Source organism: Dermacoccus sp. PE3 (assembly GCF_001021715.1).
Lineage (GTDB): Bacteria > Actinomycetota > Actinomycetes > Actinomycetales > Dermatophilaceae > Dermacoccus > Dermacoccus abyssi.
The window spans coordinates 235,495-249,867 of sequence record NZ_LDCM01000001.1 but is presented as its reverse complement, the minus strand read 5'-3'; the positions used below and the strand labels follow the sequence as shown (position 1 = coordinate 249,867).

14 protein-coding genes and 3 tRNA genes are annotated in these 14,373 nt (G+C 68.4%); 11 read left to right on the top strand and 6 right to left on the bottom strand.

All coding sequences use genetic code 11. The features are described from left to right. Positions 1-69: 69 nt before the first annotated feature. Positions 70-1,224: an acyl-CoA dehydrogenase family protein gene (locus AA983_RS01205; RefSeq protein ID WP_047310422.1), complete on the bottom strand. Its 1,155-nt coding sequence runs from the start codon at positions 1,222-1,224 to the stop codon at positions 70-72. 220 nt (positions 1,225-1,444) lie between these two features. Between AA983_RS01205 and AA983_RS01200 the strand changes: the two genes are divergently transcribed. Further along, positions 1,445-3,133: a TIGR03767 family metallophosphoesterase gene (locus AA983_RS01200; protein ID WP_156170118.1), complete on the top strand. Its 1,689-nt coding sequence runs from the start codon at positions 1,445-1,447 to the stop codon at positions 3,131-3,133. 10 nt (positions 3,134-3,143) lie between these two features. Here the strand turns inward: AA983_RS01200 and AA983_RS01195 are convergent, their stop codons facing one another. Then, positions 3,144-3,644, bottom strand: coding sequence for a hypothetical protein (locus tag AA983_RS01195; protein WP_047310420.1), 501 nt, complete (start codon positions 3,642-3,644; stop codon positions 3,144-3,146). Positions 3,645-3,651: 7 nt separating this feature from the next. Then, a complete protein-coding gene (locus tag AA983_RS01190) occupies positions 3,652-4,152 on the bottom strand; it encodes a YajQ family cyclic di-GMP-binding protein (protein WP_047310419.1) in 501 nt (166 codons plus the stop codon). Positions 4,153-4,314: 162 nt separating this feature from the next. Here AA983_RS01190 and AA983_RS01185 point away from each other — a divergent pair. Then, positions 4,315-4,395 (top strand) — tRNA-Tyr (locus tag AA983_RS01185). 62 nt (positions 4,396-4,457) lie between these two features. On the opposite strand, the gene AA983_RS01180 is transcribed toward AA983_RS01185, so the two are convergent. From AA983_RS01180 to AA983_RS01170, 3 genes are all read right to left on the bottom strand, one after another. Then, positions 4,458-4,814: a DUF952 domain-containing protein gene (locus AA983_RS01180; RefSeq protein ID WP_047310418.1), complete on the bottom strand. Its 357-nt coding sequence runs from the start codon at positions 4,812-4,814 to the stop codon at positions 4,458-4,460. 125 nt (positions 4,815-4,939) lie between these two features. After that, positions 4,940-6,991: an acyl-CoA dehydrogenase gene (locus AA983_RS01175; protein WP_052946730.1), complete on the bottom strand. Its 2,052-nt coding sequence runs from the start codon at positions 6,989-6,991 to the stop codon at positions 4,940-4,942. 77 nt (positions 6,992-7,068) lie between these two features. Continuing rightward, positions 7,069-7,794, bottom strand: a complete 726-nt coding sequence (locus AA983_RS01170) for a TetR/AcrR family transcriptional regulator (protein WP_047310417.1) — start codon at positions 7,792-7,794, stop codon at positions 7,069-7,071. A gap of 132 nt (positions 7,795-7,926) precedes the next feature. On the opposite strand from AA983_RS01170, the gene AA983_RS01165 reads away from it, so the two are divergent. The 9 genes from AA983_RS01165 to AA983_RS01125 all read left to right on the top strand — a co-directional run bounded on the left by AA983_RS01165 (position 7,927) and on the right by AA983_RS01125 (position 14,371). Beyond that, positions 7,927-9,207, top strand: a complete 1,281-nt coding sequence (locus AA983_RS01165) for an acetyl-CoA C-acetyltransferase (protein ID WP_047310416.1) — start codon at positions 7,927-7,929, stop codon at positions 9,205-9,207. Next, complete coding sequence (locus tag AA983_RS01160) at positions 9,207-10,571, top strand: 3-oxoacyl-ACP reductase (RefSeq protein WP_047310415.1); 1,365 nt, start codon at positions 9,207-9,209, stop codon at positions 10,569-10,571. Before AA983_RS01165 ends, AA983_RS01160 begins: the two co-directional genes overlap by 1 nt. Before the next feature lies 1 nt (position 10,572). Then, a complete protein-coding gene (locus AA983_RS01155; protein ID WP_197078918.1) occupies positions 10,573-11,439 on the top strand; it encodes a MaoC/PaaZ C-terminal domain-containing protein in 867 nt (288 codons plus the stop codon). Between the two features lie 430 nt (positions 11,440-11,869). Continuing rightward, positions 11,870-11,942: transfer RNA gene (locus tag AA983_RS01150), tRNA-Thr, on the top strand. Between the two features lie 40 nt (positions 11,943-11,982). Then, positions 11,983-12,059: transfer RNA gene (locus tag AA983_RS01145), tRNA-Met, on the top strand. Between the two features lie 46 nt (positions 12,060-12,105). Next, entirely contained in the window at positions 12,106-12,276 is a 171-nt protein-coding gene (rpmG, locus tag AA983_RS01140; RefSeq protein WP_047311061.1) for a 50S ribosomal protein L33, read from the top strand. 132 nt (positions 12,277-12,408) lie between these two features. Beyond that, positions 12,409-12,831 (top strand): MaoC family dehydratase N-terminal domain-containing protein, encoded by a 423-nt coding sequence (locus AA983_RS01135; protein ID WP_047310414.1) that lies wholly within the window; start codon positions 12,409-12,411, stop codon positions 12,829-12,831. Beyond that, positions 12,828-13,253 (top strand): MaoC/PaaZ C-terminal domain-containing protein, encoded by a 426-nt coding sequence (locus AA983_RS01130; protein WP_047310413.1) that lies wholly within the window; start codon positions 12,828-12,830, stop codon positions 13,251-13,253. Before AA983_RS01135 ends, AA983_RS01130 begins: the two co-directional genes overlap by 4 nt. Positions 13,254-13,264: 11 nt before the next feature. Then, positions 13,265-14,371 (top strand): UDP-N-acetylmuramate dehydrogenase, encoded by a 1,107-nt coding sequence (locus AA983_RS01125; RefSeq protein WP_047310412.1) that lies wholly within the window; start codon positions 13,265-13,267, stop codon positions 14,369-14,371. The last annotated feature ends 2 nt before the right edge of the window (positions 14,372-14,373 follow it).

Here is a 14,373-nt window from a genome sequence, read left to right as displayed (position 1 = left end):
GCGTCTACCTACGGTCGAGGGCCGGGCGAGCATGCGCTCGCCCGGCCCTCGACCTCCGGTATCCGCTCGTCACAAGCCGAGGTCACGCCCAATGATCATCTTCATGATCTCGTTCGAACCGGCCCAGATCTTGTGCACGCGCGCGTCACGCCACGCACGTGCCACGCGGTACTCGTTCATGTAGCCGTAGCCACCGTGCAACTGCACGCACTCGTCGAGTACGTCGCACTGCACCTGGGCGGCCCACCACTTCGCCTTCGCGGCGTCGACGGCCGTCAGCTTGCCCTCGGCGTGCGCGGCGACACAGTCGTCGATGTACGCCTCGGAGACCTCGATCTTCGTCACCATCTCGGCGATCTTGAACGTGTTGTGCTGGAACGAGCCGATGGGCTGACCGAAAGCCTTGCGGTCCTTGCAGTACTGGATCGTCTCGGCGAGGATCTGCTTCGCGTTCGCGATGTTGGCGATGGCGTTGCCGATGCGCTCCTGCGGCAGGTGCTTCATCATCGCGATGAAGCCGAGGTCCTGCGGGCCGAGCAGCGCGTCGGCGGGCAGACGCACATTGTCGAAGAACAGCTCGGAGGTGTCGGACTCGACCTGGCCGACCTTGTCGAGCTTGTTGCCCTTCGTGAAGCCCTCGGTGCCGGCCTCGACGAGGAACAGCGAGATGCCCTTGGCGCCCTTGCTCGGGTCCGTGCGTGCCGCCACAACGGCGACGTCGCACTGGTGGCCGTTCGTGATGAACGTCTTCGAACCGTTGAGGATCCAGTCGCCCGAACCGTCGTCGGCCTTGACGGCGATCGACTTGAGGTTGGCGAGGTCCGAACCGCCCGACGGCTCCGTCATGCCGATCGACAGGATCAGCTCACCCGTCGCGACCCGCGGCAGGTACTTCTGCTTCTGCTCCTCGGTGCCGAGGCTGACGATGTACGGCGCGGTGACATCCGAGTGGATGCCGAAGCACGACGCGACGGCGGCGGTGAACTTGCTGATCTCTTCGGCGAAGATCGCGTTGAAGCGGTAGTCGTCGATGCCGGCGCCGCCGTACTCCTCCGGGATGCACAGGCCGAAGAAGCCCTGCTTGCCGGCCTCTTCCCAGATGTCACGCGCGATGACGTGATCGCGGATCATCTCCTCGGCACGCGGGGCGAGGGTGCGCTCGACGAACTCGCGGGCGGAGGAGCGGAACGCCTCGTGGTCTTCGTCGTAAATGTTGCGGGGCATGGTCGCAGCCTTTCGATACTGATGGGTAGCTCCAGCCATGCTACGACGCCGACGATGGCGGCGCCTCCCACCCCGCTTCCCTACGCAGGCGTAAGCCGCGGGCCCTCACGAAACGCTCCCGAGGGGCCGTTCATTCGACGTTCAGTTGCGGGTTACTGGGGAGTAGAGGCGGCCGGGCACGATGTTCGGACGATCGCCCAGCCCGAGAAGAGGTCTCCCCGTGTCCGACATCTCCCGCCGCAGTGTCCTCAAGGGTGCCTCAGGCTCCCTCGCCGCCCTCGCCTTCGCCGGCGTCGCCACCGATCGCCAGGTTGCCTACGCGGCGTCGCGAAGCGTGTTCACCAAGGGCACGACGCTGGCGAACGTCGCGACGCCGAAGGCCTCGTCGGGTTACGCGCGCCTCACTGCCGGGCCGGGTTGGGCACTCGTCGTGCGCGACGAGTTGGTCGCAGGCAAGCCGAACCGCGACGACACCCGTAAGGCGCTCGCGAGCATCGTTCAGTTCACCGACCTGCACATGATCGACGCCCAGAGCCCGGTGCGCTTCGAGTGGTTGAGCACGGTCAACGGCAGCGCGTTCCGCCCGCAGGAGCCGCTCGGCTCGCACGGTGGGGCGCAGCTCGTCAAGCGCATCAACGATCTGGCGAAGGGGCCCTTCTCCGGGCGCGTCTTCGACTGCGTCGTCTCCACCGGCGACAACACCGACAACCACGAGTCGGTCGAACTCGACTGGTTCCTCGCCGTGATGAACGGTGGAACGATTCGGCAGAACACCGGTGCCGCCACCGAGTGGGAGGGCGTCGCCACCGGCGGTGACGAGCAGTTCTACAACGTGAGCGACGACGCCGTGCGCGACCGGTACAAGGAGGCCGGCTTCCCGACGGTGCCCGGATTCTTCGCCCGCGCCGTTGCGCCGCACCGCAGCCACGGCCTCAAGACGCCGTGGTTCAGCGTCTTCGGTAACCACGACGACTCGATGAGCGGGGTGCTGCCGAGCGACTGGGCGGCCGTCGCGAAGCTCTACACGAGCGACAAGAAGTTCATGGGGTTCAAGGCGTCAACCTCGAACACGCAGCTACGTCGTGCCTACACCGGCGCCTCGCGCACCCTGCCGCAGACATCGTCGATGACGACGCGCAGCGTGACGCCGGACGCCCGTCGCGCGCCGTTCACGCCTGTCGAGTACATGAAGGCGCACCTGCCGAGCGGAGGACACGGCTTCACCGAGGAGAACGTCGCCACGGGCCGTGGCTACTACGCGTTCCGCATCGCCGACGGCGTCACCGGCATCGCCATGGATTCGACGAACCGCGCGGGCTGGACCGAGGGCAGCCTCGGTGACGAGCAGTTCCGCTGGCTGCAGCGCCGTCTGGAGGCCGGCAGCAGCCGGTTCTTCGATGTCTGGGGCGCCGAGCAGAAGCGTCAGGTCGACGACGAGTTGTTCGTCCTGTTCAGCCACCACACGAGCGAGTCGATGAACAACCTGCTCCTCGACCCGGGCAAGCCCGAGATCCGCCACGGTGGCCTCGAAGTCGTCAACACCCTGAAGCGCTTCCCGAACGTCATCGCCTGGGTCAACGGCCACACTCACGTCAACAGCATCACCGCGCGCCGTCACCGCGATCCCGAGCGCAGCTTCTGGGAGATCAACACGGCCAGCCACGTCGACTTCCCCCAGCTCGCCCGCATCATCGAGGTCTGCGACAACGCCGACGGCACGCTGAGCCTCTTCACGACGCTCGTCGAGTCGGCGGCGCCGTACCAGGCCTCCTACTCCGACGGCTCCCAGGCTGCGCTGGCGTCCCTCTACCGCGAACTGTCGTACAACGACATCAACGCCGAGCGCGAGGGGCTGGGCACCCCGGCCGACCGCAACACCGAACTCCTCCTGCCCAACCCACTGCACTGACCGGCGGCTCTCAGCTGCGTAGCGCCCGTCCCGCGCGCACGCGGGAGGCGACGGCCCCGAGGAGCCACAGGAACGTGATGAGGGCTCCCGTCGAGGCAAGAACCCGCACGAACGCGGGCTCCTCCGGGTAGGTCGCGACGAACACCGCCACCGCCAGGGCGAGCACGAGCAGGCACGTCGTCAGCGGGAAGGTCTCGACGAGCATCTGCGCCTTCTCCTCCTCGTCCTCCTCGTCCCGCGGGGAGCCCAACAGCTTCGTCGGGGTGGGCGCGGCAGGGCGCAACGTGGCCATCCGACGATGGTGTCCACGCCCCATGAGCGCGAGCGCGACGAGCGAGACAACGAGTGTCACGGCGGACGAGGCCAGGCGTGCTCCGTGTGCCCAGGCGACCGTTTCCTCGTCGTCGGCCAGCGTGTCGACGAGGCGTTCGCCACCGGCCGCGGCGAGAACGACGAGAACGAGCACGAGTGCCCACGTCCGTAGCGCGTAGGACTCGCGGAGGGAGGTCATGGCCGGGTCAGCGGTAGTTCGTGAACTGCAGGGCCACGTCGAGGTCGGCGCCGCGAAGGAGCTGCTGCACGGTCTGCAGGTCGTCACGGCTCTTGCTCGTGACGCGCAGTTCGTCACCCTCGATACGTGCCTTGACCGTCTTGGGGCCCTCGTCACGGATGAGCTTGCTGATCTTTTTGGCGTTTTCCGACGAGATGCCCTCCTTGAGGGCGGCCTCGAGTCGGTACTCCTTGCCGGAGAGCTTCGGCGTCGGCTCGTCGCTGCCGTAGTCGAGCGTCTTGAGCGAGACACCGCGCTTGACGAGCTTCGTCTGCAGCACGTCGAGAACGGCGAGGGTGCGCTCCTCGGAGTTGGCCTTCATGACGATCGAGTCGCCGGACAGCTCGACGGAGGCGCCGACGTTCTTGAAGTCGTAGCGCGACGAGATCTCCTTGGCCGCCTGGTTGACGGCGTTCGCGACCTCCTGCTTGTCGATCTTGCTGACGATGTCGAACGAGCTGTCTACCACGGTGTCTCCTCGGGTCGCCGGTGAGTGCTTTCTCCAGCGCCACGATAGAGCCCGACATGCCGGTTAGGGGAGGCGGTCGGCGAAGGTGGCGCCGCGCGGGTGGGACGAACGAGCCGATTCGCCCAGCCTCCCGCCTCTTTGCTATTGTTTCCGAGCACGCGAGCCAGGTTGCCCGAGCGGCCAATGGGAGCGGACTGTAAATCCGTCGCGAAAGCTTCGAAGGTTCGAATCCTTCACCTGGCACCCCAGTGCACGAAGGCCCCGCAGCATCAGCTGCGGGGCCTTCGTCTTGTCCTTGCTGCTGTTCACGCCTGCGTGCCGGGCAACTCGAGCGACTCGACAGAGCTGACAGCGTTGACGGGCAGCACGCCGCCGTACACGTGCGCGAAGCGCTCACTCTCGGGGTCGTCGGGCGCCGCCGGTTCGACGCGCACCTCGAGGCCCGCCTCGGCCAGGGCCTCCGGGTCGAGCGTGAGCAGGACGAGCGGCGCGTCGACGTCGGAGTAGAAGCGCTCGAGGGTCGGGCGAACCTGCTCGGGGAAGCTCGCGTGCAGGTAACCCACGGCGTCGATGCTCATGCCGAGCGTCGACGTCGCGTAGGTGCCCTCACGCTGCGCCTCGTCCCACTCGTCGGCCAGGGCGATGTGATGGATCGTCTGCATGATCCGACCCTAACGGCGCTCGCGGCAGGCCCGGTCGCCGTGACGTAGCGAGCGCTGACGGACACCGACGGCTGCCCAGCTACGTTGAGCCGGGCCGCCGTCTGAGGTGGTGCGAGGATTTCGTGTCAGCGGGTGACGCCGGCGCGGTCCTGGCCGAGGTCGATGAGGTCGTTCTCGAGCCAGCCCTCGGGGATGCCGAACGCCTCCGTCAGCATGACGGCGTGCGGGCGCAGCTCGCCGCACAGCGAGTTGATGCGCGTCGTGACGGCCTTGGAGCGCGCCACCGAGAGGCGGCCGTGCTCCATGAACCAGCCCTTGTCCTCCTCGATCGACGACAGGGCGTAGAGGTCGAAGACCTTCGCCATGAGGTCGCGGGCCGAGCCGTCCTCCATCGCCTCGAGGCCGTCCTGGAAGGCCTCGAAGACGCGCAGGTCGATGTCGGCCTTCGCGGCGGCGAGGATGTGGTCCTGGGCGTTGTTGAACACCTCGAAGCCGTTGTCCTTGCCGGCCTTGCGCAGACGCATCGCCGCCGTCTCGAGCAGGTGGCTCGCGCGCTCGGAGAACATCGATTCCTGCCAGCCGCGCGAGTCGAGAGCGGTCTCGTCGTTGCGCGGCGTGGCGCCGTCGATGAGCTTCTGCAGGCCGGCGCGCTTGAGCGTGTTCTCCACGAGACCCTCGACGGTCTGGGAGGCCACGCGGGCGATCATGCCGGCGATGTCGAGGTCGCCCCAGCTGTCGCGGTACTCGGTGAGCAGACCCTTGGCGACGAGCTGCATGAGCACGGTGTTGTCGCCCTCGAAGGTGGCGAAGACGTCGACGTCCGCGCGCATCTGCGTCAGGCCGTTGACGGCCATGTACCCGGCGCCACCGCAGGCCTCGCGGCAGGCCTGGATGGTGTCGAGCGCGTGCCAGGTCGTCTGCGCCTTCATGCCGGCCACCCACGACTCGAGTTCGCGCTGGGCGTCCTCGTGGTCGGGGCCGGGCGTGCCGCCCTCGGCGGATTTGGCCGCGTCCTCGAGCTCCTGCAGGCGCGAGGTCATGGCGTTCTGCGCGAACCGCAGCGCGTACGACTTCGCCAGGCGCGGCAGCAGCTTGCGCTGGTGCGCGAGGTAGTCGAGGACGACGATCTCCTGCTCCTCACCCGGAGCGGCGAACTGACGGCGCTGGTCGCCGTAGCGGATGGCGATGGCCAGCGCCTTCTGCGCCGCGGAACCCGAGCCGCCACCGACGCAGACGCGGCCGCGCACGAGGGTGCCGAGCATCGTGAAGAAGCGTCGGTTGACGTTGTCGATCTCGGAGACGTAGGCGCCGGTCTCGTCGATGCCGCCGAACTTGTCGAGCAGGTTCTCGCGCGGCACGCGGACGTGGTCGAACGCGATGGTGCCGTTGTCGACGCCCGGCAGGCCGCCCTTGGCGCCGTTGTCGCCGATCGTGACGCCGGGCATCGGGTTGCCCTCGTCGTCGCGGATGCGCACGAACAGGGCGTGCACGCCGTGCTCGCCGCTCTCCTCCTCGCCGTCCGGGACGTCGCCGACCTGCGGCACGACGAGCTGGGCGAAGACCACGGCCGCCTTGCCGTCCTTCGCGGCGTTGCCGATGTAGGTCTTCGTCGCGGAGACGGTGGGGGAGTGAATGACGATCTCGTCGGTCTCGATGTCGTACGTCGCGGTCGTCTCGACCTCTGCGACGTTGGAACCGTGGCCGATCTCCGTCATGGCGAAGCAGCCCATGAGGCGCCCCGACATGATGTCGGGCAGGTACGCCGAGAGGTGACGCTCGGTGCCGAGGCGGGCGAGCGCGCCGCCGAACAGGCCGAACTGGACGCCGAGTTTGATGAGGAGCGACAGGTCGCCGAAGGCTTGCATCTCGAACGCGACGCAGGAGGCGCCGTAGTCGAGGGTGCCGCCGTGCTCGGTGGGGAAGCCGATGGAGCCGTAGCCCATGTCCGCGAGGGCGAGTACCTGACGGGTGACGCGCTCGCGCTGGACGTCGATCGGCTCGCCCGGGGTGCCCGTGATGGCGTCGGCCGGCAGTTCGCGGCGCACGCGCTCGCGAAGGTCGCGCCACGGGCCGTCGAGCGCGGCGCGCAGGACGTCGACGTCGGCCTGTGCGCCGAGCGGTTCGGCGGCGTTCGGGTTCTCGTGACGGGGAGTGGTGTCGTTCGTGGTCGTGCTCATGTCGTCCTCCTGGGACGCGGTGTTGCGTGACGCGTCGGTCTGGGTGGGATGAAGGGCATCGTCTGGTCAGGATCGTGTCATCGACGGCGCGGGTGTGGGGCCGATCCGTCGGAAGTCGGGAGCTCGCCGTGGCCGGCCAGGCCGGTGTGGGCGAACGCTGCGAGGTGGCGCGCGAGGTCCGTACGCGTGAGGCCGTCGGGGTTTTCGAGCCAGCGATCGGCCGACTCCTTGACCATGCCGACGAGCGCCCAGGCCAGCGCCCGATTCCGCCCCTGGGCGTGGGCGTCGTCCGGCTGTAACTGCGCGAGCAGGTGGGTGAGGTTGTCCGCAATACGCCCCGAGAGGCCGGTGACCGGGTCGCTCGCTGGCAGGTCGTCGGGAAGCGTGACGTCGGGGCGGCGCACGACGAAGCGGTAGACCTCGGGGTCGCGTTCGACGAGGCGCAGGTAGCTGTCGATGACCGCGCCGAGGATCCGGGGGAGGTTGACCTCGGCCGTCGTGGCGAAGCCGCCGGACGAGGCGGTGGCCTGCTCGATCTCGGCGAGGATGCGGGCGTCAACGGATTCACAGACCGCGAGGTAGACCCCGTGTCGGTCGCCGAGGTGGCGGTAGATGACGGTCTTGCTCGTGCCCGCCTGCGCGGCGATCTCCTCCATGCCGACGCCGGCGCCGTGCGTGCGGATGGCCCGCACGGTGGCGTCGACGAGCTCACGGCGCCTGGCGACGCGGTGGGCGGCCCAGCGCACGTCGCGCCCGTCGCGGGGCGTCTGGCCTTGGTCGGAGGTGCTCGAAGGGGCGGACATGTCCCAGAGGGTACCGCGTACCGCGCGTACCTGCTACTGTCCGTATCGGTAAGTTTCAATGAGCACTTCTACTCACGTCGAATCGCGAACGCGGCTCGGCGACCAGGGTTCTCACGACCATCGGAGCGAGAAATGACCACGATCCGTGACGCCTACGTCATCGGCGGCAACCGCATCCCCTTCGCACGCTCGGGCGGCGCCTACCTCAAGGCGAGCAACCAGGACATGCTGACGGCGGCCATCGACGGCCTCGTCTCGCGCTATTCCCTGGCCGGCGAGCGCCTCGGTGAGGTCGTCGCGGGCGCCGTCATCAAGCACGCGCGCGACTTCAACCTCACCCGCGAGTCGGTTCTCGGCAGCCACCTGGCGTCGACGACGCCGGCCTACGACATTCAGCAGGCCTGCGCCACCGGCCTCGAGGCCGCCATCCTCGTGTCGAACAAGATCAAACTCGGCCAGATCGACTCCGCCATCACCGGCGGCACCGACACGACGTCCGACGCCCCGCTGGCCCTCAACGACGGCCTGCGCAAGACGCTGATGAAGGCCAACTACGCGAAGACGACGGGTGACCGCCTCAAGGCGCTCGCCTCGATCCGCCCGAACCAGCTGGCCCCGGAGCAGCCGCGCAACGAGGAGCCGCGCACCGGCCTCACCATGGGTGACCACATGGCCATCACGGCCGAGAAGTGGGGCATCACCCGCGAGGCTCAGGACGAGCTCGCGGCCGCCAGCCACCAGAACATGGCCGCTGCGTACGACCGCGGTTTCTTCGACGACCTCATCACGCCCTTCCTGGGCCTTTCCAAGGACAACAACCTGCGTCCCGACAGCACGGCGGAGAAGCTCGCCAAGCTCAAGCCGGTCTTCGGCAAGGGCGAGAACCGCACGATGACCGCCGGCAACTCGACGCCGCTCACCGACGGCGCCTCGGCCGTCCTGTTCGGCAGCGAGGAGTGGGCCAAGGAGCGCAACCTGCCGCTGCTCGCCCGCTTCGTCGACGGTGAGGGCGCCGCGGTGGACTACGTCAACGGTGACGAGGGCCTGCTCATGGCTCCCGCCTACGCCGTGCCGCGTCTGCTGGAGCGCAACGGTCTGTCCCTGCAGGACTTCGACTTCTACGAGATCCACGAGGCCTTCGCCTCGACCGTCCTCGCGACGCTCAAGGCGTGGGAGGACCCGGAGTTTTGCAAGGAGAAGCTCGGTCTCGACGCGCCCCTGGGCTCGATCGACCGCAGCAAGCTCAACGTCAACGGCTCGTCGCTCGCGGCGGGTCACCCCTTCGCTGCCACGGGTGGGCGCATCATCGCCCAGCTCGCGAAGCAGCTGCACGAAAAGGGCTCCGGCCGCGGCCTCATCTCCGTGTGTGCCGCCGGTGGCCAGGGCGTCGTCGCGATTCTGGAGGCAGTGTGATGGCTGACGGTTACTCGAACTTCGTCAACAACGGTTTCGGCAAGAAGCTCGCCAAGCAGCTGGGGCTTCCCCAGCCGCCGGTGCTGCGCCGCTACGAGGTGGGCCAGGCCCTCCTCGACGGCCCCGCCGCCGTCGGTGTCGTCGGCGCCGGTGTCGCTGCCGCCAACGCCGCCGCGATCATCCGCTCGTCCGACGCCACGGTCGTCGAGGCCACGCCCGACGCGTCCTACGGCGACAAGCTGGGCGCCCTCGTCATCGACGTGACAGACGCCAAGACGCTGGCCGACCTCGAGGCGTTCCGCGCCATTGCCGTGCCCGCCGTCAAGGCGCTCGGTCGTTCGGCTCGCGTCATCGTCCTCGCGACGACGCCGAGCGAGATCGACGACGTCGAGGCCGCCGCCACCGCTCAGGCGTTCGAGGGCATCACGCGCTCGATCGGCAAGGAGCTGCGTGCCGGCGCTTCGGCCAACCTGTTCTGGGTCGACCCGAACGCTCAGGGCGACAGCTCGGTGCTCGCCGCGCCGCTGCGCTTCTTCCTCTCGAGCCGCTCGGCGTACGTCTCCGGCCAGCCGGTGCGCATTCGCAAGCACGGCGTCCAGGAGGTGCTCGACTGGCACCGTCCGTTCGACGGTCAGGTCGCCGTCGTCACCGGCGCCGCTCGCGGTATCGGTGCGCAGATCGCGCGCGTCTTCGCCCGCGCCGGTGCGCACGTCATCGCCGTCGACATCCCCGCCGCCGGTGACGCCCTGAGCAAGGTCGCCAACGAGATCGGCGGTACGTCGCTCGGCCTCGACATCACGACGCCGGACGCCGGTCACAAGATCGCCGAGGCCGTGGCGCGCAAGGCCGACAAGCTGGACGTCATCGTCCACAACGCCGGCATCACGCGCGACAAGCTGTTCGTCAACACCGACGCCGACCGCTGGGGTTCCGTCATCGACGTCAACCTCGCCTCGCAGCTGCGCATCAACGAGGTGCTCCTCGACCCGGCCACCAAGGGCGGGCTCAAGGACGGCGGCCGCATCGTCTCCGTCGCCTCCACCTCGGGCATCGGCGGTAACCGTGGCCAGGCCAACTACGCCGCGTCGAAGGCCGGTGTCATCGGTCTCGTCCGTGAGCTGTCGGAGCACCTCGCCGACCGCAACATCACGGTCAACGCCGTCGCGCCGGGCTTCATCGAGACCGACATGACGTCCAAGATCCCCGTCGCCACGCGCGAGGTGGGTCGTCGACTCAACTCGATGCTCCAGGGCGGCCAGCCGGTCGACGTGGGCGAGGCCATCGCCTTCTTCGCCGAGCCGGGTTCCGCGGGTGTGACCGGCCAGGTTCTGCGCGTGTGCGGTCAGAGCCAGATCGGAGCCTGACGTGGCATCGGCTCGGACGATCGAACTGAAGGGCGAGCCCAAGCTCGGACCGATGTTCGCGAAGGCCGTGGCCACGGGCGGGCGCCGGAAGGGCAAGACCCTGCCGGACCTCGAGGTCGTGCGCCGGGACGTGACGCCGAGCGTTACCGACGTCGCCGACTACGACGCCGTCTGCGGGTTCGCTTTGAGCAACCGCCTGCCGAGCACGTACCTGCACGTGCTCGTCTTCCCGCTGCAGGTCGCGCTCATGTCCGACGAGGCCTTCCCGTTCCCGCTCATGGGCAGCGTGCACCTCGAGAACACCATTACGCAGCACCGTCCGGTGCTGCTCGGTGAGACGCTCGAACTGCGCGCTCGTGCCGAGAACCTGCGTCCGCACTTCCGCGGCGCGCAGGCCGACCTCATCGGTGAGGTCTACGTCGGCGGCGAGCTCGTGTGGGAAGGGCGTTCGACGTACCTCTTCCGCGGCCGCAAGGTCGAGGGCGAGGTGCCGCCGAAGGTGGACGAGCCGGACGCCGTCGAGGGCTTCGGAGCCACGTGGCGCCTCGGGGGAGACCTCGGGCGTCGCTACGCCAAGGTCTCGGGCGACGTGAACCCGATTCACATGAATCCGCTTGCCGCCAAGGCGCTCGGTTTCCCGACGACGATCGTGCACGGCATGTGGAGCAAGGCGCGCATGCTCGCGGCGATCGAGAACCGCTTGCCGGACGCCTACGAGGCGACGATGAGCTTCCGCAAGCCGCTGCTCATCCCTAGCACGGTGTCGTTCGTGGCCGAGGGTGCGCGCGACGGCGGTTTCGACCTTGCCCTGCGCAACGCGAAGAAGCGCACGGAACACGTGCGCGGATCGGTGCGTCCGCTCGCCTGAGCCGCATCGGATCGCGGCGCAAAAGAAGCGCCGAAAAAACGCCTCGGGGCGTCGGGAACTTTCCCGGCGCCCCGAGGCGTTTGTCCGGGTGTCCTCGCGTGGAGCCTGACGTCCACGTCGAGGGCAAGGGTGAACAAGGTGCAGACGGCGGGGCCACCTCTGGGGGAGGCCCCGCCGTCATCCTGTGCGCGAACGGCCGCCAGTGGCTTCCGACGGCCCAGAGTGGCCCGAGTGGCCCCGGCGCAGCGTCGGGAATGCCCGGGTGCCGGTCGGTGTTACACGGTCGTAGCGATGGCGTCACGAAGCGGCTTCGTGTGTGGTCGAGAACACCCGCATCCGCAGGTCATCTCGATTTCACTTTGGTTACCCACCCGTGTAAGGTCTTCCTCGCGCCCAAAACGTGTCGAGCCTTCGATACCGGTGGCGCGAGGCCCCTATAGCTCAGTCGGCAGAGCGTCTCCATGGTAAGGAGAAGGTCAACGGTTCGATTCCGTTTGGGGGCTCGCTTGAATGTTTCGGGCTCGCCCGGAAGGTTCACGGCGCGGCGGGGTAGCTCAGCTGGTTAGAGCGCACGACTCATAATCGTGAGGTCGCGGGATCGAGTCCCGCTCCCGCTACCAATCTTCATGACAACAGATTTCGACTTTCCGAGAGCAGGTGTGGGACATGGCCTCCAAGAGCGCTGACGTTCGCCCGAAGATCACGATGGCTTGCACCGTGTGCAAGGAGCGCAACTACATCACCAAGAAGAACCGTCGGAACAACCCCGACCGTCTCGAACTGGCGAAGTTCTGCAAGCGCTGCGTGAAGCACACGGCGCACCGCGAGACCCGCTGATCTCGCGCACGAAACATCCACGAAGGGTCGTCACCGCACGGTGACGGCCCTTCGTCATGTCTGAGCCGCTCGCGCAGGTTCGGCGTCGGCAGCGACTTCCGGGTAGCCCTGCGGGGCGCCTACGGTCGAGCCATGGCAGTGAATCCGGCCGTCGAGGGCCGCACCTATTCCATTCCGGAGCCGCACGTCGTGACGCAGGACGAGCTCGACGCCTTCGCTGCGGCCGTTCGCTCGCCCGGCGCCAGCTCGGGCGCGACGTCACAGGCTGCGCCCCTGACGTTCGCCGTCACGATCGCGCAGCGCGCCGAGGCCGAGTTCATGGTCGATCCGGAGGCGAACGTCGACTTCTCGCGGCTCGTCCACGGCGAGGAGGGCTTCACCTACCACGCACCGATCGTCGCGGGCGACGAACTCGCCGCCACCACCACGGTGCGCCGGGTGCGCTCGGCCGGCGGGCACGACATGGTGACGCTCGAGACGGGCGTCGAGACCACTGCGGGCGAGCCCCGCGTCACGACGACGAGTGTCGTCGTCATTCGAGGGGAGCAGGCATGAGCACCGTGACATGCCTCGCCGACGCCGAGGTCGGTGACGAGGTCTGGTCGACGACCCACCGTCTGCTGCGAGCCGACCTCGTGGCCTATGCCAACGCGAGTGGCGATCAGAACCCCATCCACCAGGACGAGGAGTTTGCCCGCTCCGTCGGTCTGCCCGACGTCATCGCGCACGGCATGCTCACCATGGGCCTCGTGGCTTCCGCCGTCGAGACGGTAGCGGCGGGGCGTGAGGTCGCATCCTTCACGACGCGCTTCGCCGCCCCGGTCGTCGTGCCGGCCGGTGACGACGGCGTCGAGGTGGCGCTCGTTCTCACGGTCGCCGCAACGGACGAGTCCGCCGGCACAGTGACGCTCGATGCGGCCGTGTCGGTGGCAGGCACTAAGGTCTTGAACCGAGCCCGAGCGGTCGTCAACATCTGAGTGAGGTCTTCGTGCAGGAGCAGTTCGACATCCCCCTGGCATCGCTGACGACGATGCACGTCGGCGGCCCCGCACGCCGCCTCGTCGTGGCCGAGACCATCGACGAGATCGTCGACGCCGTGCGCGAGACCGACGACGCGGGCGAGCCCCTGCTCGTTCTCTCCGGTGGCTCCAACCTGCTCATCGCCGACGAGGGGTTCCCCGGAACAGTCGTCAAGATCGCCAACCAGGGCCTCGAGATCGAGCACGACTCAGACTGCGGTGGCGTCACCGTCCGCGTCGGTGCCGGCGTCGTGTGGGACGACTTCGTGCGGGAGGCGTGTGAGCGCGACTGGTCGGGCATCGAGGCGCTCTCCGGCATTCCCGGTCTCGTCGGCGCCACCCCGGTGCAGAACGTCGGCGCCTACGGCCAGGAGGTCGCCCAGACGATCTCCAGCGTGCGCACCTACGACCGGGTGACGCAGCAGATCAAGACTTTCGCGAACGCCGACTGCGAGTTCACCTACCGCCACAGCATCTTCAAGAACACCCCGTATCGCGAGGGTGACAAGAGCGGGCGCTACGTCGTGCTCGACGTCTCGTTCCAGCTGCGCAAGGCAGACCGCAGCCAGCCCATCGCGTACGCCGACCTCGCGGCCGGCCTGGGCGTCGAGCAGGGCGAGCGCGTGCCGCTCGCCGACGCGCGTGCAGGCGTTCTCGCGCAGCGCGCGAAGCGCGGCATGGTGCTCGAGGCAGGCGATCACGACACGTGGTCGTGCGGCTCGTTCTTCACCAACCCCATCGTCACGCGTGAGCAAATGGACTCGATCGTCGCGCGCGCCGAGGAGCGCCTCGGCGCCGACGGCCCGGTGCCTCCGCAGTTCCCCGCGGGCGCGGCGCACCCCGACATGCTCAAGACGTCGGCCGCGTGGCTCATCGACAAGGGCGGCTTCGGCAAGGGCTACAACATGCCGGGCCCCGCGGCCCTCTCGACGAAGCACACGCTCGCCCTGACGAACCGCGGTACGGCCACTGCTGCCGATGTCGCAGCGCTCGCCCGCGTCGTCGTCGACGGTGTGGAGGAGGCCTTCGGCGTCCGTCTCGTGCCCGAGCCCGTCTGGGTCGGCCTCACGCTCTGAGC

Bases quoted from the DNA above. Each gene is read 5' to 3' on its own strand.
- AA983_RS01175 (WP_052946730.1), bottom strand. From the start codon at position 6,991: ATGAGCACGACCACGAACGACACCACTCCCCGTCACGAGAACCCGAAC.
- AA983_RS01205 (WP_047310422.1), bottom strand. From the start codon at position 1,224: ATGCCCCGCAACATTTACGACGAAGACCACGAGGCGTTCCGCTCCTCC.
- AA983_RS01165 (WP_047310416.1), top strand. From the start codon at position 7,927: ATGACCACGATCCGTGACGCCTACGTCATCGGCGGCAACCGCATCCCC.
- rpmG (WP_047311061.1), top strand. From the start codon at position 12,106: ATGGCCTCCAAGAGCGCTGACGTTCGCCCGAAGATCACGATGGCTTGC.
- AA983_RS01130 (WP_047310413.1), top strand. From the start codon at position 12,828: ATGAGCACCGTGACATGCCTCGCCGACGCCGAGGTCGGTGACGAGGTC.
- AA983_RS01180 (WP_047310418.1), bottom strand. From the start codon at position 4,814: ATGCAGACGATCCATCACATCGCCCTGGCCGACGAGTGGGACGAGGCG.
- AA983_RS01170 (WP_047310417.1), bottom strand. From the start codon at position 7,794: ATGTCCGCCCCTTCGAGCACCTCCGACCAAGGCCAGACGCCCCGCGAC.
- AA983_RS01135 (WP_047310414.1), top strand. From the start codon at position 12,409: ATGGCAGTGAATCCGGCCGTCGAGGGCCGCACCTATTCCATTCCGGAG.
- AA983_RS01195 (WP_047310420.1), bottom strand. From the start codon at position 3,644: ATGACCTCCCTCCGCGAGTCCTACGCGCTACGGACGTGGGCACTCGTG.
- AA983_RS01160 (WP_047310415.1), top strand. From the start codon at position 9,207: ATGGCTGACGGTTACTCGAACTTCGTCAACAACGGTTTCGGCAAGAAG.